This is a genomic window from Vibrio sp. 1F263 (assembly GCF_041439035.1).
Taxonomy (GTDB): Bacteria; Pseudomonadota; Gammaproteobacteria; order Enterobacterales; family Vibrionaceae; genus Vibrio; species Vibrio tasmaniensis_A.
In genome coordinates, this window is record NZ_JBGONI010000048.1 from 1 (window position 1) to 22,294 (window position 22,294).

The window sequence follows — 22,294 nt, forward strand, 5'->3', positions numbered from 1 at the left end:
TATATTTATCAGACCGATGTTTTTCGGATTGCCATTACTATTAACCAATAAATCTCGAGCTACCAACAAGATTGATAAAGAATAATTTAATTTTACCTTAATGATTAAACAACACCTAAAAATCAGTTGCTTATGGAGTTATAAAAAAACATAAAATGCGTCACTTATGAGTTTCATTTCGACTTATTTAGCTGTTCTATCGTTTTGGTTACATTTGTTACAAATTATTGAACTCGTGAATCGTTCAGCTAGGCAATTCAGAAATAACACTTATGGGTTACGTGAGTGATGCATAACTAGGAAAATCCACCTTATCCCAAAGTTGCTTTCTCAAGTCATCTTGGTTAGACCATTTGCCCGCCAAAACCCACTCAACAAGTGCACTTGCCACGTCAGGGTAAGTAACCCTTTCAGCCTGCTTTTCACCGAGCCAACTACGCAAGATAGCCGCGTCTAAAAAACTCATTGTTTGAGCCAACCCGAGCGCTTCAAGCGTCGCCACATTACTTTGTTGTTCGAACTGTCCCTCAAGAGGCTTGAGAAGCAACTTCTTACCTAAAGTTAAGGCTTCTGATGGCAATTCAAAACCGCCATTGGCCACCACACCAGAGCACTGATTGAGATCGAATTGGAAGCCTGCATGACTGAGTGGTTTGAACTCAATATTTTCGACTCGGTTATACTCAATAACATTCGGGTGATAGCAGACAAAGTGATGAGAAACAAACTTCATCAACAACTCAGAGATCGCATCAAGATCCTCAAATGGTAAATAAACCAAGGTGAAGTCTTGTGTTGCTTTAGCTCGCTCATCACACGCAGGCGTGTGAACGATAGGTGGCAATATTGGCTGTTCAAAGTGATACCAGTGCAAACCAATAGAGTGCTCAGTTGGGGCGAAATGTTGAATCACGGAATGTTCAATCCAGTTGCCCCCTTCCTTAGGCACATCGTAACGGAACGCATTTTGGTGGCTTATTCCAATACACGGCACACCTTGTCTCTTAGCCGCCCATGCAGTCACAGGTTCAAAATCATTAATCACTAAATCATAAGGCGTAAGATCGAGCTGGTTAACCTCGCGGAGAAATCGCCAGATGTTGTTCTCGATGAATGTCTTGCCGTATTTAACCTTCCCCTGCTCGCTGTAAAAAGTTAAACCGCTACGGGTCTGATAGTTGCCAAACGCTTCCATCGAAAAGAATTTACTCTCGTCTCGCCCAGAGAACAGAAAGTCGACATCGATATTTTGCTGACGAAAAGCGACGGCCATTGCTCTCGCTCGAGCGATGTGCCCATTCCCTGTGCCTTGTACGCCATATAAAATTTTCATGCATGTTCCTTTATGTTTGCCACTTAAGCTCGGCAGTGGTTGTTGCCAACAAAATGATTACAGGATGAAGCTGATAGCAAGGCTAGTACAAGCGATGCCCAAGGCTGCGCCAATCAGTACGTCCGTTAAAAAGTGCACACCAAGTAGGATTCGAGAGCCAGCAATCGCTGCCGCCCAAATCAGGCTAAAGAGATATAAACTCGGATAGAAATGTCCGATTAGAGTCGCCATAACAAAAGCCGCAGCGGAATGCCCAGAAGGCAGGCTGTATTTATCAGATGGCACAATATGGGAGTAAAGCAATGAAGAGAATTCAGCGGGTCTACGGCGCTTAAGAGTGTTCTTGGCTAACCAATAAATCGGCAGCTCTATCGCAAAAGCGGCTAGACCAACCATTAAAAATTCACGACCTGTATAGCCATCAGCTAACAGCGCAATCAGAGCGATCAACACATATAAGTGACCATCCCCAGTATGAGACACCGCTTTACTCAGTGTTGCATGTTGCCCGCTATAACGGTTCTTCAAACAGAAAACAGAAAATGCCACATCCCAGCGGACAATCGGTTCGATAGTACGCATACGATCTCCTTAACAATCCTCATTCAGTTAAGGCTCAAGGTATGCCCCTGAAATGACAGTTAAGTGACGTTTTTAATGAACTAAAATGAATTTTGAAGCGAATTAACCGCTTTCACTAAGTAAGCTAATAGGAGCCTAGAAGCAGCCGATAAAAATAAAGCGACACAAGGCCGCTTTATTCTTCTATGTTTTTGCTTCTTTATATAAGCAAACACTACTTCTATCGTGCTAATGGTTATAGAGCTCGCTAATGATAATAGCGCTAAAGATTATAGCGCTAATGGCTCATGCTTCTTCACCAACCCGAAGTCAGCCAATATCGCGTAAGCGGCAGGGATCATAAACAACACCAGTAAGGTTGAAGCAAATATGCCAAACACAATTGAAATAACCAGAGGCTGGATAACCTGAGCCTGCAAGCTGGTTTCCGTCAACAGCGGTAGCAAACCTGCCGCTGTGGTCATTGAGGTCAAGAATACCGCACGGAAACGCTCACGACTGGCCTTCACCACCGAGTCATGAACGCTATCTCCCTCATCAACATGGTGACGAATGTATTGCACTAGCAAGATGGAATCATTGACCACGATTCCGGCAAGCGACACAAAGCCCATCATGCTCGGCATGCTTAACGCGTGCCCTAACAGCCAGTGACCAACAACTACACCAATGAAGGCCAGTGGAATCGCTAACATTACGACGATCGGTTCCAAGTAGCTTCGGAACTGATAGCTCAGAATCGCAAACACACCGAATAAACCCAATAGGAAGCCTTTACCCATTGAGGCTCCGGTCTTCGCCGCATCTTTGGCTTCCCCTTCAAAATCAAAGCGTAAGCCCGGATACTTTTGAATAAGCTTGGCTGCTTCATCTTTTTGGAACTGAGCCAAAATTGCTGAAGAGCTCGCTTTCTTATTATCAATATCACCAAAGATACTGATGGTTCTCAGCCCATCGATACGTTGGATTCGTACGTAGTTACGTTGGAAATCTAGCGTTGCCAATGTCGCTAGCGGAATCTGGCTGCCATCTGCAGTGATGATTGGGAAGTTAGCTAGTTGCTGCAAATCCCCTGCCTGTTCTTTATCAAGGCGTACCTCAATCGAAATGTTCTCGACCCCAATTTGGATTTCATCCGCAGTCTGACCAAAGAAGGCCGCACGCAATTGGGAAGCAATCATCTGCCCATTAACATTGTAGGTTTCAGCACCTGGGCGCAGTTTAACTAAGATCTCTTCCTTACCCATGCGCATGTCATCAAGCACGCCGTGCACACCATCAAACTGATTGAGGTACTCTTGAATATCTAAAGAAGCCGATTTCAACGCGGCAAGATCATCATGTTTGGCGCGGATCTCGATAGCACGACCGCCCGGCCCCATCGTCGGTTGTTTGAAAACTAGCGAGATAGGATCAGCCAAATCGCCGATGTCTTCCCGCCATGCATCAATAAAATCATCGATCACCGTGTTGCGACTCTCTGCACCACGCAAGTCTAAGCGCACAGTGGCTAAGTGTGGGCCTGATTCATTGGCATCTGCGTTTGCATTGAATTGGCTGGTGATATGCTCAACCAATTTATTACCGTCCTCAACCTCTTCACTCCACTGCTCATTCAAACGTTCAGCAGATGCGACTATTTTATCGACGACTTTCTCGGTTTGAGACAGTGATGCACCCGGTGGAAGAATGATGCGAGCCTCGGCAATATCACCATCCAACTCAGGGAAAGGTTGGAATTTGACAACGCCACCTGCAATCAATGCTACCGAAAGCAGCAGCAGGGTAAGCACTCCGCCCATAAAGGCATAGCGGAACGTCACGACCTTCTCGACCATGTTCATCAAAGTGGTATTGCGAAAGTTCTCAAACTTCTCAAGCAGAACGACTTTAAAGCGCAGCGCTGGCTTATCATTTTTTTCTTTTTGTAATGAATGAGATAAGTGATTTGGTAGAATAAGAAACGCTTCGATTAAGCTCAGCGACAACACCAAGATAAGCACCTGAGGCACCGCTTTAAGCACCGCACCCATTTCACCATCAAGGAACAACAAGCTACCAAAGATACACACAGTGGTTAGGAAAGAAGACAAGACTCCGGGGAGCACTTTCTTCACACCGTTGTACACCGCATCGTCAACGTTTTGCCCCCGATCCAGATGGGAAGCTATAGATTCGGCTATCACTATGGCGTCATCCATCATGATACCAATCGCCATTAATAAACCAACCAGTGACATAATGTTGATCGACAAGCCCAAGTTAGCCATTAAGAACAAGCCACCAAGGAAGGCTACCGGCAAACCTGCTGCAACCCAGAATGAATATCGTAAACTGAAGAACAGCCACATGGTTGCGAACACCAACACAATACCTTGCCAGCCATTGCGCACCATCATGGTTAGACGATCCCAAAGTACCGACGAGAGATCGTTGGTCATTTGCAATGTCACGCCATCGGGCGCAATCGCGCTTTGATCTTCAACGAATCGAGTCACGTTCTCTTTAATTCGTAACGCATCATCTTCTTTGTTCTTACTGATCTTAAGCAGCGCCGAAGGCTTGCCATCAAACAACACCTTCTGTTCATCAAGCTCAAAGCGGTCGGTTATTTTGGCTATGTCTCTCAAACGAATCACCGAGCCATTAGGCGCAGATCCAACCACAATACTTTCCAGCTCAACCGGTGTAATTCGTCTCTCATCAAAACGAATCAGAAAATTTTTGTCTGGCGTCTCAACGTTACCGCTTGGCAGTTTTACATTCTGACGGCCAATTTGGTCTGCGATATCACCGACACTCAAACCCAGCTGGCGAATCGCTTGAGTATCCAGTTCAACGCGGTATTGATGATCAGAGAAGCCGCTAACATCGACCAGTGAAACATCATAATCAAGCTTCATGATACGTTTAAGGTCTTCAGCGTAGGCCTTAAGCTCCGGCCACGATGTTTCTGCTGTGATGGCGATATCAACAACCGGTTCATTCCAATCCAGTTCTTGAACAACAGGCGATTCAATCTCAGTTGGGAAATCATTGATCGAGTTGATCTGGGTTTGCACGTCCACCAGCATTCGGCCAATATCCGCTTTCTCATTCAACTTCAGGATTAGACGTGCGCTACCTTCGATGGCTTCACACTGAGTCTCTTCAATGTTAGCTAGGCCATCGACGGCATCTTCCATTCGTACACACAAGCTTTCTTCCACTTCTTGTGGTGATGCACCGGGATAAACGATGGCCGCCATAATATAAGGCGGAGCATAAGCGGGGAAGGTTTCACGCTTGATGGTTGATAATGAGCTTATACCCATGATCAATAACCCAAGCATCAACAAGTTTGCAGCTGTTGGGTGCCTAGAAAAGAACTTGATCATGACGCACTCTCCTGAGTATCCGATTCAAGCTTAACCTCTGTAGAGTTCGACTCTTTCAGTAACATGCCTTCGATAGCTGGCAGGACGTCATTAAGAACCAATTTATCTCCCGTTTGTAGCTCGCCACTCACAACCACTTGGTTATCTCTGCGATAAAGCACTTCAACATTCACCACTTGCAAGCGCTGATTGTCATCCATCAGGTAAACCTTGTCACCGTGCAATGCTCGCTCTGGAACCACCCAACTTAGATTCGCGACACCTTCAATCTCTGCTTTGACGAACATGCCATTGACCAAAGGCGTTGCACTGCTTGGCTGCAGAGCTGAATAGTCTTGACCAATTTCAAGAATGATCCCCGCAGTTGCTTGGTTCTCATCAACGGTTTCACTGATTCTCGCAACCTTTGCAGGCCAATTGAGGTTAAGGCTGCCACTGTTTAGCTGAATACTTGCTTTGATTGGCGCTTCATAAGGGTTTGGTATGCCTGCGGCATCACGAGGGAATTGAGTAAAGCTTGAGGCTAAAGTTTGCATATCGTGAATAGAGAGTTGCGCCTCAACTTCCATAACTTTAATCCCGTGAGCAACAAACATCTCTTGCTGAAGATTAACCACTTGGTTCTGTTCAATATCGACCTGAGCTATTCGCATCGCTCTAGGCAAGGTGATGGTCGTTTTATCCAAAGAGCGTTGCGCCTCTTTTACTTTAGAGACATTCACCTTAATCACTGCTTCCGCAACACGCTTTTCATCTGGCATCAATGCAATTTGGTTGTCAATATCCAATACAAGCTTCTGTTGAGACAACGCACTTTGCTGCTGGAGATCAACATCGGATTGAGAAGTTAGCCCTTTCTTGCGCAGATCTTGTTTACGTTGCAGCTCTTTATTGCTGATCACTAAGCGGTTCTTTTCGATCTTTAAGGTCTGCTTAAGGTTGTCTTCTTCTTGATTCAATTTAGCTAATGAGGTCTGGCTTGATTTAAGATCCGCTTCAGCTTGTACCAACTTCAACTCGTAATCCAAGGGATCGATCTTAAGTACCTCAGTACCCGCTGGAATGATCTGCCCTTTTTCTAGGTCTGGATGTCGATAAACAATCTGCCCTGTCACCTCGGCAATGGCTTTCCATTCAACTTTAGGGACTACTTTGCCAAAGCCCACTGCCAACGGCGCGATCATTTGTTGTTCTAAACTGACGGTTTCGACTAGACGAGCCCTATCTCCCGCGGGCTTAGTCGGCAGATCCGGCTTTAAGCTAATAGCAGTCACAAGGCCGATGACACCAACCGCAAGTGCTGGAAAGAAGAGTAGTTTTTTATTTATTTTCATTATCTTTTGTCCTGCACTGCAGAAGGGCTCGGTGCGTTGATAAAGCCTTCGGTCATCAATTGAATGTTGTGTTCGATTAAACGGTTAAGAAATTCTTCATTAATCTCAATACCATGGATTGCTAATAGAGGGGGCGGAGCAATGAATGGAAACACCATCAAGCTTATATACGAAACTCGACACAATTTTGGATCCATGTTCTGTTTTAAGATGCCTTGTTCAACCAGCTTTTCAAAAATGACATCTTGGGCTGGCTTGGCGACATCGAGAAAAACCTTTTCGAGCAACTCTCTTTGCACTTCAGAGGGAGGCATATTCATCACTTGAGCAATCAAGCGAGGAAACTTGGGCACCTTGACCATCTCTTTATAGTAAGTCCGCATTAAATCAAGAAAGTTCTCATGGCTGCTTTCTTCAACCAATCTCTGCATTTGCAATTGCATCGGTCGTAGCGTTTCACGCAGCATCGCCTCAAATAATCCAGCCTTACTGCCAAAGTAATAACGGATCATCGCAATGTTCACACCCGCACGATCAGCAATCAGGCGTGTCGAGACCTTGTCGTATGACTGAACGACAAACAGATCACGAGCATGCTCAATCAATAGTTGTCGAACATCTAAGTTCTGTTGAGGTCGCCCCGCTTTTCGTGCTGTCATGGCATCAACCTATCTCTATAATTAATCATTCGATTAATTATAGAGATAAACAGGCATAACAGTAGAAGATTAATTACTCACTATTTAATCAATTGATTAATTACTTTAGTCACGCTTGTGATTTTTTTGGTGAATCGTTCCATTAAAAATATTTACTACAAAGTTTTAACCTACACATCAGCCAAACGATAAACTAACCCGCCAATACAAAACCACCATTTAGTTGATATCGCTAACACTTAAACAAAAAACAGCACAAACAAAACCAAAACACTGCCAATGCACGCTGATATTGGATTTTCTTGTTTGACGCTCAGAATAAATTACGGTAAATATGGTGTTAACAGTTTATTTACGGATATTTGTGTAATGATTTTTTCTTCTTCTCTACTGCTGAAACTTCTCCTTATCGTGAACCAATCGCGCGGGTAAGTTGTGGGTCAAGAACTACACAAATATTAAAACCCGCACTGAGCGGGTTTTTTTGTAACTGGCACTTTTAAAAGAACATCATTCTTAATAATAATTTGGATAGCAATCGATTCATTATCGATATAAGGAAGCACCCATGAACGATCAAGTAATAATTTTTGATACTACCTTACGTGACGGCGAGCAAGCATTGGCTGCAAGCCTTACGGTAAAAGAGAAGTTACAGATCGCTTATGCTCTTGAGAGACTGGGTGTAGATGTTATCGAAGCTGGCTTCCCTATTTCTTCTCCGGGTGATTTTGAGTCAGTACAAACCATCGCTAAACACATCAAAGACAGCCGTATTTGTGCGCTTTCTCGTGCCGTAGCGAAAGATATCGATGCCGCTGCCGAAGCGCTTAAAGTTGCTGACCAATTCCGTATTCATACCTTCATCTCAACATCAACGGTTCACGTACAAGACAAATTACGCCGCAGCTACGATGACGTAGTAGAGATGGCAGTGAAAGCAGTCAAGCACGCTCGTAACTATACCGATGATGTTGAATTCTCTTGTGAAGATGCCGGCCGTACCCCTATCGACAACCTATGTCGCATGGTTGAAGCCGCGATTAACGCAGGCGCGAAAACCATCAACATTCCAGACACAGTGGGCTACACAGTACCAAATGAGTTTGGTGGCATTATCAAGACGCTATTCGATCGCGTACCCAACATCGACCAAGCGATCATCTCTGTTCACTGTCACGATGACTTAGGTATGTCGGTTGCAAACTCAATTGCTGCTGTGCAAGCGGGCGCTCGTCAAATTGAAGGCACAATCAATGGTATTGGCGAACGTGCTGGTAACTGTTCTCTAGAAGAAATCGCAATGATCATCAAAACTCGTCAAGAGCTTTTGGGTGTTCATACTGGCTTGGATCACAAGGAGATCCACCGTACCAGTAAGTTGGTAAGTCAGCTTTGCCACATGCCAATTCAAGACAACAAAGCAATCGTCGGTGCTAACGCATTCAGCCACTCTTCAGGTATTCACCAAGATGGCATGCTAAAGAACAAGAACACTTACGAGATCATGACGCCTGAGTCTATTGGCTTGAAAAACAAAGCCTTGAACCTAACAAGCCGTAGTGGCCGAGCCGCTGTTAAGAGCCACATGGACGCTATGGGTTATAAAGATAATGAGTACAACCTAGATTCATTGTACGAAGACTTCTTGAAGCTTGCTGACCGTAAAGGCCAAGTGTTCGATTACGACCTAGAAGCATTGATGCACTTCGCGAATCTACGTGATGAAGATGACTTCTATAAACTTAACTACCTAAGCGTACAATCTGGTAGTGTTATGTCTACCACCAGCATCAAACTGCAATGTGGTGATGAAGAGAAATGCGAAGCCGCTGTCGGCAATGGCCCTGTTGATGCTTTATACCAATGTATCTACCGCTTAACAGGCTACGAAATAGCGTTGGATAAGTTCGACCTAACTGCAAAAGGTGAAGGCGAAGATGGCTTAGGTCAAGCGGACATCATTGCTAACTATAAAGGCCGTAAGTACCACGGTACGGGCGTTTCAACAGATATCGTTGAAGCTTCTGGTCAAGCGTTGCTACACGTTATCAATAGCATTCAACGCGCAGACACTATTGCTGAAATGAAGCAGCAAAAATTCGCGACAGTTTAATACCCCAATAACAGAGCCCTAGAGCCGATGTTGTTGGCTTTAGGGACAAAATTTAAAACGAGCCAAACAGCTCAGTAACAAGAATTAAAGGATTAACATGACAGATAAATCATACAAGATTGCCGTACTACCTGGTGATGGCATTGGCCCAGAAGTAATGCAGCAAGCACATAAAGTGCTAGACGCGATTGAAAAGAAGCACGCGATTAGCTTTTCTCGCGAAGAGTATGATGTTGGTGGTATCGCAATTGATAATCACGGCTGCCCACTTCCAGAAGCGACAGTAACGGGCTGTGAAGAATCTGACGCAGTACTATTTGGCTCGGTTGGCGGACCTAAGTGGGAACACCTTCCACCAAACGACCAACCTGAACGTGGTGCCCTACTTCCTCTACGTAAACACTTCCAACTGTTCTGTAACTTACGTCCTGCACAAATCCATAAAGGTCTAGAGTCTTTCTCTCCTTTGCGTGCAGACATCTCAGGTAACGGCTTCGACATCGTTGTTGTTCGTGAACTAACTGGCGGTATCTACTTCGGTCAACCAAAAGGCCGTGAAGGCGAAGGCGCAACAGAGAAAGCCTTTGATACTGAGGTTTACCACCGTTACGAAATCGAACGAATTGCGAAGATTGCTTTTGAATCCGCTCGTCTACGTAACAAAAACGTTTACTCAATCGATAAAGCGAACGTTCTTCAGAGCTCTATCTTATGGCGTGAAGTGGTTGAAGAGATCGCAAAAGATTACCCAGATGTCACGCTAAACCACATGTACATCGACAACGCGACCATGCAACTAATCAAAGATCCATCTCAGTTTGATGTGATGCTTTGTTCAAACATCTTCGGTGACATTATCTCTGATGAGTGCGCAATGATCACGGGTTCTATGGGTATGCTTCCTTCTGCAAGCTTGAACGAAAGTAACTTCGGCCTATACGAACCTGCAGGTGGCAGTGCTCCAGATATCGCAGGTAAGAACATTGCGAACCCAGTCGCGCAAATTCTTTCGGCAGCGCTAATGCTTCGTTACAGCCTAGGCGAAGAAGCGGCAGCGCAAGACATCGAAACAGCGGTATCTAAAGCACTTTCTGCAGGCGAGCTAACTGCAGACCTTGCAAGCAAGAACCAAGCGCTGACTACCTCAGAAATGGGTGACAAGATCGCTGAGTACATCTTAGCTTCATAAGCTAGATGCTTAGATTAAAAGCAAGTACATAAGAATAATATCAAGCCAAGTCAGCTTAGACAGTATGACTTGGCTAGAAACAAACACTGGGACTGATGCTCCCAAGGAAGAAAAGCTATGTCGACAAACCAGCAAGCAAAAACCTTATACGAAAAAGTTTATGACGCTCACGTTGCGGTTGCAGCGAAGGGCGAAACGCCAATTCTTTATATCGATCGCCACTTAGTCCACGAAGTAACGTCGCCACAAGCCTTTGATGGCCTGCGTGAAAAAGGTCGTAAAGTTCGCCAAGTAGGCAAAACTTTTGCGACCATGGATCACAACGTATCGACACAAACGAAAGACATCAACGCTTCGGGTGAAATGGCTCGTATCCAAATGGAAACGCTATCAAAAAACTGTGAAGAGTTTGGTGTCACGCTTTACGATCTAAACCACAAATACCAAGGTATTGTGCACGTAATGGGTCCTGAGCTAGGTATTACTCTGCCGGGCATGACCATCGTATGTGGTGACTCACACACTGCAACACACGGTGCATTTGGCTCATTGGCATTCGGTATCGGTACTTCAGAAGTTGAACATGTTCTAGCAACTCAAACTCTAAAACAAGCTCGCGCTAAAACCATGAAGATCGAAGTAAAAGGCAAGGTTGCTCCGGGCATCACTGCAAAAGACATCGTACTAGCGATCATCGGTAAAACAACGGCTGCTGGCGGTACAGGCTACGTGGTTGAATTCTGTGGTGAGGCAATTACCGACCTTACAATGGAAGGTCGTATGACGGTATGTAACATGGCAATCGAGCTAGGCGCTAAAGCAGGCTTAATCGCTCCAGATGCAACCACATATGAATACATCAAAGGTCGTAAGTTCTCTCCACAAGGTGAAGACTTAGAAGCAGCAATACAATACTGGGATACGCTAAAAACCGATGCTGATGCAGAGTTCGATGCGGTTGTTACGCTAGAAGCAGCAGACATCAAGCCACAAGTGACTTGGGGCACTAACCCAGGTCAGGTTATCTCGGTAGACACGCCAATCCCTGCACCAGAAAGCTTCGCTGACCCTGTTGAAAAAGCATCTGCAGAAAAAGCTCTGGCTTACATGGGCCTTGAAGCCGGTAAATCTCTATCGGATTACAACGTAGATAAAGTGTTCGTGGGTTCTTGTACTAACTCGCGTATCGAAGACATGCGTGCAGCAGCAGCGGTAGCGAAAGGCCGTCAAGTAGCGAAACATGTTCAAGCGCTTATCGTTCCGGGTTCAGAGCAAGTTAAAGCACAAGCTGAAGCTGAAGGCCTAGATAAGATCTTCATCGAAGCAGGCTTTGAATGGCGTTTACCAGGCTGTTCTATGTGTCTTGCTATGAACAACGACCGTCTAGCTCCACAAGAGCGCTGTGCTTCTACATCAAACCGTAACTTTGAAGGTCGCCAAGGCCGTGATGGTCGTACGCACCTAGTTAGCCCAGCCATGGCAGCCGCAGCAGCTATCGCTGGTCACTTTGTCGATATTCGTGAACTTTAATTAGAGGATTTAACATGTCAGGTTTTCAACAACACACCGGATTAGTCGTTCCTCTAGATACGGCCAACATCGATACGGATGCAATCATTCCAAAGCAGTTTCTACAGAAAGTAAACCGCATCGGTTTTGGTAAGCACTTGTTCCACGATTGGCGTTTTCTAGATGACGCTGGCCAGCAGCCAAATCCTGAATTTGTAATGAATGCACCACGCTATAAAGGCGCTTCAATTCTTCTAGCTCGTGAAAACTTTGGTTGTGGTTCATCTCGTGAACACGCTCCTTGGGCGCTTGCCGATTACGGTATCCAAGTAATGATCGCACCAAGCTTTGCCGACATTTTCTACGGAAACTCAATCAACAACCAGATGGTGCCTGTTCGTCTTTCAGAGCAGGAAGTCGATGAACTATTCCAGTTCGTTGAAGCAAACGAAGGCGCAGAGATCGACGTTGATTTAGAAGCAATGAAAGTCAGAGCGAACGGTAAAGAGTACTCGTTTGAAATTGATGAGTTCCGTCGTCACTGTTTGCTGAATGGTTTAGATAATATCGGCCTTACACTTCAACATGCCGATAAGATCTCTGAGTTTGAAGCTAAGATTCCTAGCTTCCTGAAATAAAGAAGTCATGAAATAAAGAAGTCATGAAGTAGAATCACACAGTTTTGTGTTCATATAAAAGGTTGGCTTAGCGCCAACCTTTTTTATTTGGCTAAGATTTTAACTTAACTTCATATGTTTATTTAAATGAAGAGCATTGAAAGAAAATGGTAAGCCTTAAGGTCTTAGTAGTCAGTCATCAGGAGAATGCCATGAAACAACTACTTTTTATTGTCAGCCTACTTTTCTCAACCTTAGCTTGGTCTGCGCCTAAATCCGATCTTTGGCCATACTGGAACCAAAGCGACGAAACCAATCTAGAACAGGTATCTCACCAAGATTGGCAGCAATTTCTCGATAACTACTTAGTTCAACAAGGGCAAAATACCCTAGTTCGCTATAAAGCAGTGAACACTGCCGATAAGACAAAACTCAATCAATACATCAAGCAACTCGAACAGGTTAATCCGCTCGACTATTCAAAAGCGGAGCAGTATGCCTATTGGGTTAATCTATATAACGCCGTGACTGTCGATTTGATTCTTGATGCCTACCCGATCAAATCCATCACTAAACTTGGCGGACTATTTAGTTTTGGGCCGTGGGGAGATGATGTGGTAATCGTTAACGGAAAATCACTGACACTCAACGATATTGAACACCGAATCCTAAGACCGATTTGGCAAGATCCGCGCACACATTACGCGGTGAACTGCGCGAGTTTAGGTTGCCCTAACTTACAACCTCAGGCCTTTACTGCTGACAAGACTGATATGTTATTGGAGCTTGCTGCATCTGAGTATGTAAACAGTGATAAGGGTGTATTGGTTAGCAACAGCAAACTACAACTATCATCGATTTACGAATGGTTTGCTGTGGATTTTGGTACAGAGAAACAGCTCATTCAGCACCTAGAGCAGTATCGTACTCAGCCTATCACGAATATTAACAAAATCAGTTATGACTATGATTGGTCGCTTAACCAAGCAAACTAGTTTTAACGTTAAAGCTCATGAATTAAGCTAAACAAAAAAGAGGCGAGTTGTTTAAAAACCACTCGCCTCTTTTGATCTATTTGACAGTTTCTAGAACTAGAAACTTGAACCCGGTTGCTGCAAGAACTCAACCTCTTCAGGAGTCGAAGTTCGCCCTAGCACCTCATTACGATGAGGGTAGCGACCAAAACGCTCAATGATGACCTTGTGCTTAAACTCAAAATCAAGATTATGTTCTAATCCCGTTTGAGAAAAGAGCTCCACGGCTTGTTCATGAACCAACAAAGATTCACTGTGCATATAAGGCATATACAGGAAGCTTTTTTGTTGCTCGTTAAGCTGGTGATCAAAACCACCCGCTACCGCCTCTTGCGCTAGAACTAACGCCATAGGATCAGCAGAAAATGCTGTCGGACTGTTTCTGCCAATATTTCTAGAAAACTGATCAAGCACGATAATCTCTGCCAATCGCCCTTGTGCGTTTTGTCGCCATTCAAATAACTCACCTTGGATAGCGGCTTTGTGCAGTTCAGTAAATCGAGACTCAATCACAACGTCAATCTCGGCGCCGCCAGTAAACCAATCTTTAGGCGTCAGCTCATCGAACCAAAACTCTAGAACATCCTGATACGTTACCGTCATATAATTCCCTTTAATAAAAAACCGAATCATTTAATATCATGACTCGGTCTATGTTCGATTACTTAAAACCTTTGACCTTCTTTATTAGGTCATAAGCATTCTGAATTTCTTGTGATTTCTCTTTCGCAACGTTCATCATTTCTGGTGGCAAACCCTTCGCCATCAGTTTATCTGGGTGATGCTCATTCATCAGCTTGCGGTAAGCTTTCTTCACCTCTTTACCGTCGGCACTTTCACTCACACCGAGAACTTTAAACGCATCGGCCAGTTGGTTTTGTTGCGAAGCCTGTTGCCAACCCGATGATTGCCCATGCCCTTGATGGCCACCAAAGCTTCCACCCTGCTGTTGAAAACGGAATGCAGCTTCTTGCATCTGCAAACGACGCTCTAGTTGCTCTGCTGAAAAGCCAAGGCCTTGCGCTATCTTATGCAAAACCTGACGTTCACTAGGGTGCAAACTTCCATCGGCAAATGCTGCGGATACTTGTAGCTCTAGAAAGAACTGCAAAAGATCAAAACGACCACCCGATGAGATCTTCACACGCTCAAGCACATCACTTAACGGGAAGTCGCTTTCTTTACCATCACGAAACGCATCTTGCGCAGCTTTACGCTGCTCGCCATGCAGGTTCATACGCTCCATCATTGTAGAAGCGAGCTGAATCTCTTCTGGCGTGACCTGCCCCTTAGCTTTAGCAACGTGTCCCATAACCGCAAAGGCGGATTTAAAAAACTCGTTTTGTCTTTCAGCTTGGCTTGGACCTCGTCCAAAACCAGAGCTATTGAAGCCCGATTGGTTCAATCGGCGAGCTTTATCAAACTGGTGCCCTAAAAATAGGCCAAAAACTAAACCGAGCGGCCCCCCAAATAAAAAACCAAAAAAAGCGCCCAAAATTTTGCCAAATATTTGCATTATGTGTTCTCTATCTATGAATTTTGTCTGAGTAATGCTGTCTGATGATGCTGAATGCTAATATTTCCTTTATCATAAGGAAAATGCTTTATTAATTGGATTGATACTAGATCAACCCTTCATCTAGTGACACAGGATAGTTCAACTTCATGCAATTTTTTTCCCGCACCTTGTTAGCCGCGTCTATAAGTACGGCATTATACGTATCGACAACTCAAGCTGAAACAACCACCGATAATAGTGTGCAGGAAATGCCCGCTATAGGTCAATGCTTGATCAAACCCTCGAAAGATCCTATCGACCAATGCAGAGTTCAACCCGTATCAGAAAACGATACACAACTGCCAGCTCACGTTGAGTCTGATCGTTTAGAAGCGATCAATGGCGACAAGGCAATCTACTCAGGTGATGTAAGAGTCACGCAAGGAATCAAAATCATTCTTGCTGACAATGTGACGCTTCACCAACAAGAAAATATCGTTGTAGCTGAAGGCAACGTAAACTTTAGTGATGGTCAAATTAAATCAGTTTCAGAAAGAGCAACCAATAATCTGACTACCGATGAAATGACGCTCGAAAATACCAATTATGAATTCCTCTGTGAGCAAGGCAGAGGAGAGGCGGTTTATATCGCGAATACAGGTAAAGCCGTCTATGAAATCGAAGATGGCTCAATCACCTCTTGCCCTATTGGCGACAATGCATGGCGACTAAGAGCATCAAGTATCGATGTCGACCAAAATGAAGAAGAGGCTACGTTCTACAATCCAAGGTTTGAAATTCAGAGTGTTCCTGTTTTTTACCTGCCTTACTTAACCGTTCCGATTGGTGATACTCGTAAAACAGGTTTCTTATATCCGACGGTATCATATGGCTCAAGTGATGGTTTTGAATTTGAGATCCCTGTTTATTGGAACTTGGCACCAGAGTATGACCTGAAAACCACTTTTAAGCACATGAAAGAGCGTGGTACTCAGCTTAACAGTGAATTTAGATATTTAAGTGATTTTGGTTCCGGGATGATCAAGTCTGAATACTTGCCTGATGACAAAAAATACCCAGAGAAAGGCAAACGTTGGGGGGCTCAACTCTTTCACTCAGGAATATTCCAAGAATCTTGGCTATTTGAAATTGATTACTCAAAAGTTGGTGATATCGAGTACTTCACAGATGTCAACGGAAGCGGCATTGGTAACCGTGAGGACGGTCAGTTACTTCAAGAAGGACTGGCAACCTATCGCTCTCAAAATTGGGATGCCTCTGTACTTGTGCGAGACTTCCAAGTCCTCACAAATTCGACAAACAATCTCCCATACAGACTACTTCCTCAGCTTGAATATAATTATTATGCCCCTGAGGTAAAGGAGTATTTAGACTTCGATCTGATCAGCCATGTGTCTCTGTTTGATACAGATGCTAAAGGTAAACCATCAGCAACTCGTGTTCACGTTGAGCCAGGAATTACTATCCCTGTAGGCAACACTTGGGGTACTTGGACCACAGAAGCCCGACTGCTTGGGACTTACTACCAACAAGATCTTGATGGTGTAGATACGACAACGGGCACAAAAAAAACGAACCCCAATTACGGCCTTGAAGAGAAAGTATCTCGTGTAATACCTGAATTTCGAAGCCATGCTGGCATCGTTTTAGAAAGAGATACTAAGGTTATTGGCAACTACACTCAAACTTTAGAACCCCAAGTTCAATACCTGTACGTACCAAAAGAAGATCAAGACAACATCGGCCTTTACGATACGACACTTCTGCAGACTGATTACTATGGTCTCTTTAGAAGCCGCAAATACAGTGGTGTAGACCATATTGCTGCAGCTAACCAAGTCAGTTATGGTGCATCATCTCGTTTCTTTGATGATGAGTATAAAGAGCGACTCAATGTGTCTTTTGGACAGATCTTTTATATCGACAAAGATACGAAACAACATCTAACACTTGATACTAAAGATAAGAACTCGAATTACTCATCTTGGGCTGTAGAAGTCGACTTTAATTACGACGACTACCTGTTTTATCATGGTGGTGTGCAGTACGACATCGACACCACAGCAATGCAACTAGCCAACAGCACCATTGAGTACCGTTTTTCTGGTGGTTATATCCAAACCAACTACCGCTACGTAACCAAAGAGTATATCGAAGACACTGTTGATTTTAATGTTGGATCGATTACTAAAGATGGTATATCTCAAGCAGGATTACTCGGAGCCTACCAGATTTCACGTAAGTGGAGTGCCAGCGCTCAGTACTTCTATGATTTAACAACCGAAGAGAACCTTGAGTGGTTAGCTAAACTCAATTACAAGTCAGATTGTTGGTATATCGGCTTCACCTATAGTAACCAATTACGTAGATGGGAAGGTGATTACATCAACACATCGAATGCGACACCAGTATACGAGAAAAACTTTGGCTTTAACTTCGGTATTGTTGGCTTTGGTACCAACATAGGCTCAGACTCAAGCGAAGTAAGTGAAACAAGCTCAGGTAACGCACTCAGCTACGGTCGTCCATTCTTCTTAAACAACTAATTTTCTTTACTGATAAAACATCGGTGAATATAAAGGATTACACATGACATTGTGGAAACGCACATTAATTGCTATCGCAGCGGCTTGTACTGTCTCAATAAGCTATGCAGCACCGGTTGAACTCGATAGTGTAAAAGTGATCGTCAACGAGGGCGTGATCTTACAAAGTGACATTGATACTTCAATGAAAACACTGCGCGCAAACGCGAAGAAAAGCGGACAAACATTACCATCACAAGATGTATTGAATGAGCAAGTTCTAGAAAAGCTGATCATCGATACAATTCAGACCCAAGAAGCGGAACGTATTGGGGTTCGAATTGATGATGCTCGACTGGATCAAGCGATTGAAGGCATTGCAAAAGATAACAACCAAACAGTACAGCAACTGACTGCATCGGTTGCTGAAGAAGGCCTGAGCTACAATGCATTTCGTGAGCAAGTAAGAAAAGAGATTGCAGCCAGTGAAGCTCGTAATGCCTTGGTTCGCCGTCGTATTAATATCCTTCCTGCAGAAGTTGACAACCTAGCGGACATCTTAGCGCAAGAAACCAATGCGACGGTTCAATACAAAATTGGCCACATTCAACTGCGATTCAATGATGACCAAACCAAAGAAGAATTAGAAGCACAAGCGACTGATTTAGTGGAAGAGCTAAACAACGGCAAAGACTTTAGCACCATGGCATATACATACTCTAAAGGCCCTAAAGCGTTACAAGGTGGTGATTGGGGTTGGATGCGTAAAGAAGAGATGCCTACGATTTTTGCAGACCAAATCAAAATGCAGAATAAAGGCAGCATCATCGGTCCTTTCCGAAGTGGTGTTGGCTTCCATATTCTAAAAATTGAAGACGTAAAAGGTTTGGAAACCGTTGCAGTTACCGAAGTTAATGCACGTCATATTTTGATTAAGCCAACGGTTATCTTGAGTGATGACGGTGCGAAAGAGCAGCTTGAAGAAATCACTCGTCGTGTAAACGCAGGTGAAGCGAGCTTTGGTGATCTTGCACAGCAATACAGCCAAGATCCAGGTTCAGCAGTACAAGATGGTGAGTTAGGCTACCAAACTCCAGATTTATACGTTCCTGAGTTCAAACACCAAGTAGAAACGCTACCTGAAGGTAAGATCAGTGCGCCATTCAAAACCGTGCACGGTTGGCACATTGTTGAAGTACTAGACCGTCGCGAAGTCGACCGTACCGATTCAGCATTGAAAAACAAAGCTTATCAAATTCTATTTAACCGTAAGTTCAACGAAGAAGTCGGTGCTTGGCTGCAAGAAGTAAGAGCTAGCGCCTTTGTTGAAGTGGTCGAGGATGACCAAGATGACAACTAGACGCCTTGTCATTACAGCAGGTGAACCGGCGGGAATTGGGCCAGATTTAACTCTCGCACTATCCCAAGAAAGCTGGCCACATCAGCTCGTAGTTTGTGCCGATAAAACCCTACTAGCAGAGCGAGCTGAAATGTTAGGGATCGAGGTTGAGCTGTTGGATTACGATTCAACTGCGCCCAAGCAACCTCAACGCTCCGGAACACTGGTTGTGAAACACGTTCCACTGGCTGAAACTGCCGTAGCTGGCCAACTCAATGAAGCGAACGGTCATTACGTATTAAATACTTTAGAAACCGCAGCAATTGGCTGTATGAATGATGAATTTGATGCTATTGTCACCGGCCCTGTTCACAAGGGTGTAATTAACCGAGCTGGCGTTGCTTTTAGTGGCCATACCGAGTTCTTTGCAGAGAAGTCCAATACTCCACTTGTCGTGATGATGTTGGCAACAGAAGGGCTGCGTGTTGCTCTAGTAACAACGCACATCCCGCTAGCTTATGTATCTCAAGCAGTGACCGAAGACAGATTAGAGCAAATCATTGCTATTCTGCATAAAGACTTGGTTGAAAAATTTGCGATTGAGAAACCAACTATCTACGTGTGTGGTTTGAATCCACATGCTGGTGAAGATGGTTGTTTGGGTCGTGAAGAGATAGAAACTATCACCCCTACGCTAGAAAAAATTCGCCAGAAAGATGGTATTAATTTAGTTGGCCCATTGCCAGCAGACACCATCTTTAATGAAAAATATTTGCAAGATGCAGATGCTGTTTTAGGTATGTATCACGACCAAGTACTCCCAGTATTGAAATACAAAGGGTTTGGTCGCTCAGTGAACATCACGCTTGGCTTACCGTTTATTCGCACATCAGTCGATCACGGTACCGCCTTAGACTTGGCAGGGAAAGGCCAAGCCGATACAGGGAGCTTTAGAACAGCGCTCACGCACGCCATTGAATTAGTAGAGAAAAAGCAATGAGAAATGATGTCCACTTAGGGCACAAAGCGCGTAAACGTTTTGGTCAAAACTTCCTTAACGATCCATACATTATTGATGGAATCGTATCGAGTATTAACCCACTACCAGGCCAAAACTTAGTAGAAATCGGCCCTGGTCTTGGTGCGATTACTGAGCCTGTTGGCAAGCTTGTCGACAAGTTCACAGTGATTGAACTGGATAGAGATCTTGCTGAACGTCTGCGTAATCACCCTGATCTTGCTGAAAAGTTAACGATCTATGAAGGCGATGCAATGAAGTTCGATTTCGAACAACTTGTTAAGCCAAACAACAAGCTACGTATTTTCGGTAACTTGCCATACAACATCTCTACACCATTGATGTTCCACCTTTTTGAGTTCCATAAAGACGTGCAAGACATGCACTTTATGCTTCAAAAAGAAGTCGTTAACCGATTAGCAGCGGGTCCTGGTACTAAAGCTTACGGTCGTCTAACGGTTATGGCTCAATATTACTGTAAAGTCACTCCTGTTTTAGAAGTGCCACCAACAGCATTTGTTCCGCCACCGAAAGTAGACTCTGCAGTCGTTCGCCTTCAGCCTTATGAAGTACTGCCTTACCCGGCAAAAGATCTTAAGTGGTTAGATCGCGTATGTCGCGAAGGCTTTAACCAGCGTCGTAAAACAGTACGTAACTGCTACAAGAGCCTAATCGACAAGGAAGTGCTTGAAGAGCTAGATGTAAACCCTGGCATGCGCCCTGAGAACCTGACGCTCGAACAGTTTGTCGATATGGCGAACTGGTTGCACGACAGTCACAACGCTGATAAATAATCGAAAAAGGCTCCTACACTTCGGTGAGGAGCCTATTTTTTATGTAATACTTAAAGCATACCAACAACAAAAGGTGCGAATATGGATATATCTACGCCTTGTATCAAATGCCAAGTTCATTCTAAATATATTGAAGAACAATCTGAGCCATCTAAGAATCGCTACGTTTTCGCTTACATCATTACCATCAAAAATCTAAGTAAAACAACGGTACAACTTATGTCTCGCCGCTGGCTGATTACTGATTCCAACGGTAAACAACTCACCATAGAAGGTGATGGCGTGGTTGGACAGCAACCTGTGATTGAAGCCAATGACGAATACACATACACCAGTGGCACCGTCATCGAAACCCCAGTGGGAGTCATGCAGGGACACTATGTAATGACCGATCATAAAGGCATTGATTTCATAACAGAAGTCGACCCATTTAGACTGGCCATCCCCAATATTCTTAACTAGTACACATCTACCACTTACAGGAAAATGCTGTGTCGAATTATATTGTCGGAGACATCCAAGGATGCTTCGACGAACTTCAGTTACTGCTTAAAACCATCAACTTTGACAAACAACAAGATACGTTATGGGTCGCCGGAGACTTAGTTGCTCGTGGCCCTAAATCCTTAGAGACGTTACGTTTTGTTCGTAGCCTTGGCAGTTCAGCGAAGGTGGTATTGGGTAACCATGATTTACATCTACTTGCGGTATCCTTAGGCCTCTTTTCAGCCAAACCAAAAGACAAGACTCAACCAATTCTTGATGCTGAAGACCGTGACCAATTGCTGGAATGGTTAAGACAACAACCCTTGATGCAAGAGCACCCAGAGTTTGTCATGACACATGCAGGCATCTCACCTCAATGGGACTTGGAACAAGCACGTACAGAGAATCGAGAGATAACGTCATTACTGAAATCGGACTGTTGGCAGTGGCTTATTGAGAACATGTACAGCAACACGCCAGATCTCTGGAACAACGAGTTGCAAGACATCGAACGTTATCGCTATGCGATCAATAGCCTGACAAGAATGCGCTTCTGTTTTGAAGATAGCCGACTCGACATGGCATGTAAGCTACCACCGAATGAAATTACCGATGAACCACTAGTGCCATGGTTTGACCTTCCGCAACGCATAAAGCTCGATAAAACCGTTGTTTTTGGACACTGGGCTGCGCTTGAGGGCTATAACGGAAAAGATGTAATTGGACTTGATACTGGATGCGTCTGGGGAGGAGAATTGACGATACTTCGCTGGGAAGATAAAAAGTTTTTCACTCAAGATGCGCTATAGAGATACGAGATACGAGATACGAGATACGAGATACGAGATACGAGATACGAGATA

At 44.3% G+C, this 22,294-nt stretch carries 18 protein-coding genes; 11 read left to right on the forward strand and 7 right to left on the reverse strand.

The window, feature by feature from the left end; genetic code table 11:
• Window positions 1-277: 277 nt before the first annotated feature.
• From ACED25_RS20745 to ACED25_RS20765, 5 genes are all read right to left on the reverse strand, one after another.
• Window positions 278-1,333, reverse strand: coding sequence for an MJ1255/VC2487 family glycosyltransferase (locus ACED25_RS20745; RefSeq protein WP_371695966.1), 1,056 nt, complete (start codon window positions 1,331-1,333; stop codon window positions 278-280).
• Between the two features lie 57 nt (window positions 1,334-1,390).
• A complete protein-coding gene (locus tag ACED25_RS20750; RefSeq protein WP_048657992.1) occupies window positions 1,391-1,915 on the reverse strand; it encodes a phosphatase PAP2 family protein in 525 nt (174 codons plus the stop codon).
• 269 nt (window positions 1,916-2,184) lie between these two features.
• Entirely contained in the window at window positions 2,185-5,292 is a 3,108-nt protein-coding gene (locus ACED25_RS20755; protein WP_371695967.1) for an efflux RND transporter permease subunit, read from the reverse strand.
• Complete coding sequence (locus ACED25_RS20760; RefSeq protein WP_009847814.1) at window positions 5,289-6,626, reverse strand: efflux RND transporter periplasmic adaptor subunit; 1,338 nt, start codon at window positions 6,624-6,626, stop codon at window positions 5,289-5,291. Before ACED25_RS20760 ends, ACED25_RS20755 begins: the two co-directional genes overlap by 4 nt.
• Window positions 6,626-7,285 (reverse strand): TetR/AcrR family transcriptional regulator, encoded by a 660-nt coding sequence (locus ACED25_RS20765; RefSeq protein WP_009847815.1) that lies wholly within the window; start codon window positions 7,283-7,285, stop codon window positions 6,626-6,628. Before ACED25_RS20765 ends, ACED25_RS20760 begins: the two co-directional genes overlap by 1 nt.
• A gap of 568 nt (window positions 7,286-7,853) precedes the next feature.
• Here ACED25_RS20765 and leuA point away from each other — a divergent pair.
• The 5 genes from leuA (at window position 7,854) to ACED25_RS20790 (ending at window position 13,711) form a co-directional block, all read left to right on the forward strand.
• A complete protein-coding gene (gene leuA / locus ACED25_RS20770) occupies window positions 7,854-9,401 on the forward strand; it encodes a 2-isopropylmalate synthase (protein ID WP_009847816.1) in 1,548 nt (515 codons plus the stop codon).
• A 97-nt stretch (window positions 9,402-9,498) separates the two neighbouring features.
• Window positions 9,499-10,590, forward strand: a complete 1,092-nt coding sequence (leuB, locus tag ACED25_RS20775) for a 3-isopropylmalate dehydrogenase (RefSeq protein ID WP_371695968.1) — start codon at window positions 9,499-9,501, stop codon at window positions 10,588-10,590.
• Between the two features lie 117 nt (window positions 10,591-10,707).
• Window positions 10,708-12,120 carry a 3-isopropylmalate dehydratase large subunit gene (leuC, locus tag ACED25_RS20780; protein ID WP_371695969.1) on the forward strand — a complete coding sequence of 471 codons (1,413 nt, stop codon included), beginning with the start codon at window positions 10,708-10,710 and terminating at the stop codon, window positions 12,118-12,120.
• Window positions 12,121-12,134: 14 nt separating this feature from the next.
• On the forward strand, window positions 12,135-12,737 hold the full coding sequence (gene leuD, locus ACED25_RS20785) for a 3-isopropylmalate dehydratase small subunit (protein WP_009847819.1): 603 nt from the start codon (window positions 12,135-12,137) through the stop codon (window positions 12,735-12,737).
• Between the two features lie 191 nt (window positions 12,738-12,928).
• Window positions 12,929-13,711, forward strand: a complete 783-nt coding sequence (locus tag ACED25_RS20790) for a DUF547 domain-containing protein (protein WP_371695970.1) — start codon at window positions 12,929-12,931, stop codon at window positions 13,709-13,711.
• Between the two features lie 96 nt (window positions 13,712-13,807).
• Here the strand turns inward: ACED25_RS20790 and ACED25_RS20795 are convergent, their stop codons facing one another.
• Together ACED25_RS20795 and djlA are read right to left on the reverse strand one after the other, a co-directional pair.
• Window positions 13,808-14,353 (reverse strand): DUF924 family protein, encoded by a 546-nt coding sequence (locus ACED25_RS20795; protein WP_371695971.1) that lies wholly within the window; start codon window positions 14,351-14,353, stop codon window positions 13,808-13,810.
• A gap of 58 nt (window positions 14,354-14,411) precedes the next feature.
• The gene (gene djlA, locus ACED25_RS20800; RefSeq protein WP_009847822.1) at window positions 14,412-15,266 is read right to left on the reverse strand and encodes a co-chaperone DjlA; all 855 of its coding nucleotides are present in this window, start codon (window positions 15,264-15,266) and stop codon (window positions 14,412-14,414) included.
• A gap of 149 nt (window positions 15,267-15,415) precedes the next feature.
• On the opposite strand from djlA, the gene lptD reads away from it, so the two are divergent.
• The 6 genes from lptD (at window position 15,416) to ACED25_RS20830 (ending at window position 22,240) form a co-directional block, all read left to right on the forward strand.
• Window positions 15,416-17,815, forward strand: coding sequence for an LPS assembly protein LptD (gene lptD, locus ACED25_RS20805; protein ID WP_371695972.1), 2,400 nt, complete (start codon window positions 15,416-15,418; stop codon window positions 17,813-17,815).
• A gap of 43 nt (window positions 17,816-17,858) precedes the next feature.
• The gene (surA, locus tag ACED25_RS20810) at window positions 17,859-19,154 is read left to right on the forward strand and encodes a peptidylprolyl isomerase SurA (RefSeq protein WP_065680148.1); all 1,296 of its coding nucleotides are present in this window, start codon (window positions 17,859-17,861) and stop codon (window positions 19,152-19,154) included.
• Complete coding sequence (gene pdxA, locus ACED25_RS20815) at window positions 19,144-20,133, forward strand: 4-hydroxythreonine-4-phosphate dehydrogenase PdxA (RefSeq protein WP_371695973.1); 990 nt, start codon at window positions 19,144-19,146, stop codon at window positions 20,131-20,133. The genes surA and pdxA overlap by 11 nt, the downstream gene beginning before the upstream one ends.
• Window positions 20,130-20,945, forward strand: a complete 816-nt coding sequence (gene rsmA, locus ACED25_RS20820; protein WP_371695974.1) for a 16S rRNA (adenine(1518)-N(6)/adenine(1519)-N(6))-dimethyltransferase RsmA — start codon at window positions 20,130-20,132, stop codon at window positions 20,943-20,945. Before pdxA ends, rsmA begins: the two co-directional genes overlap by 4 nt.
• Window positions 20,946-21,026: 81 nt before the next feature.
• Window positions 21,027-21,407: a Co2+/Mg2+ efflux protein ApaG gene (gene apaG, locus ACED25_RS20825; protein WP_009847827.1), complete on the forward strand. Its 381-nt coding sequence runs from the start codon at window positions 21,027-21,029 to the stop codon at window positions 21,405-21,407.
• Between the two features lie 29 nt (window positions 21,408-21,436).
• Complete coding sequence (locus ACED25_RS20830) at window positions 21,437-22,240, forward strand: symmetrical bis(5'-nucleosyl)-tetraphosphatase (RefSeq protein WP_371695977.1); 804 nt, start codon at window positions 21,437-21,439, stop codon at window positions 22,238-22,240.
• Window positions 22,241-22,294 lie beyond the last annotated feature (54 nt).

Excerpts from the sequence above, each read along its gene's own strand:
- ACED25_RS20745 (WP_371695966.1), bottom strand. The coding sequence starts at position 1,333 with ATGAAAATTTTATATGGCGTACAAGGCACAGGGAATGGGCACATCGCT.
- ACED25_RS20750 (WP_048657992.1), bottom strand. The coding sequence starts at position 1,915 with ATGCGTACTATCGAACCGATTGTCCGCTGGGATGTGGCATTTTCTGTT.
- ACED25_RS20755 (WP_371695967.1), bottom strand. The coding sequence starts at position 5,292 with ATGATCAAGTTCTTTTCTAGGCACCCAACAGCTGCAAACTTGTTGATG.
- ACED25_RS20760 (WP_009847814.1), bottom strand. The coding sequence starts at position 6,626 with ATGAAAATAAATAAAAAACTACTCTTCTTTCCAGCACTTGCGGTTGGT.
- ACED25_RS20765 (WP_009847815.1), bottom strand. The coding sequence starts at position 7,285 with ATGACAGCACGAAAAGCGGGGCGACCTCAACAGAACTTAGATGTTCGA.
- leuA (WP_009847816.1), top strand. The coding sequence starts at position 7,854 with ATGAACGATCAAGTAATAATTTTTGATACTACCTTACGTGACGGCGAG.
- leuB (WP_371695968.1), top strand. The coding sequence starts at position 9,499 with ATGACAGATAAATCATACAAGATTGCCGTACTACCTGGTGATGGCATT.
- leuC (WP_371695969.1), top strand. The coding sequence starts at position 10,708 with ATGTCGACAAACCAGCAAGCAAAAACCTTATACGAAAAAGTTTATGAC.
- leuD (WP_009847819.1), top strand. The coding sequence starts at position 12,135 with ATGTCAGGTTTTCAACAACACACCGGATTAGTCGTTCCTCTAGATACG.
- ACED25_RS20790 (WP_371695970.1), top strand. The coding sequence starts at position 12,929 with ATGAAACAACTACTTTTTATTGTCAGCCTACTTTTCTCAACCTTAGCT.
- ACED25_RS20795 (WP_371695971.1), bottom strand. The coding sequence starts at position 14,353 with ATGACGGTAACGTATCAGGATGTTCTAGAGTTTTGGTTCGATGAGCTG.
- djlA (WP_009847822.1), bottom strand. The coding sequence starts at position 15,266 with ATGCAAATATTTGGCAAAATTTTGGGCGCTTTTTTTGGTTTTTTATTT.
- lptD (WP_371695972.1), top strand. The coding sequence starts at position 15,416 with ATGCAATTTTTTTCCCGCACCTTGTTAGCCGCGTCTATAAGTACGGCA.
- surA (WP_065680148.1), top strand. The coding sequence starts at position 17,859 with ATGACATTGTGGAAACGCACATTAATTGCTATCGCAGCGGCTTGTACT.
- pdxA (WP_371695973.1), top strand. The coding sequence starts at position 19,144 with ATGACAACTAGACGCCTTGTCATTACAGCAGGTGAACCGGCGGGAATT.
- rsmA (WP_371695974.1), top strand. The coding sequence starts at position 20,130 with ATGAGAAATGATGTCCACTTAGGGCACAAAGCGCGTAAACGTTTTGGT.
- apaG (WP_009847827.1), top strand. The coding sequence starts at position 21,027 with ATGGATATATCTACGCCTTGTATCAAATGCCAAGTTCATTCTAAATAT.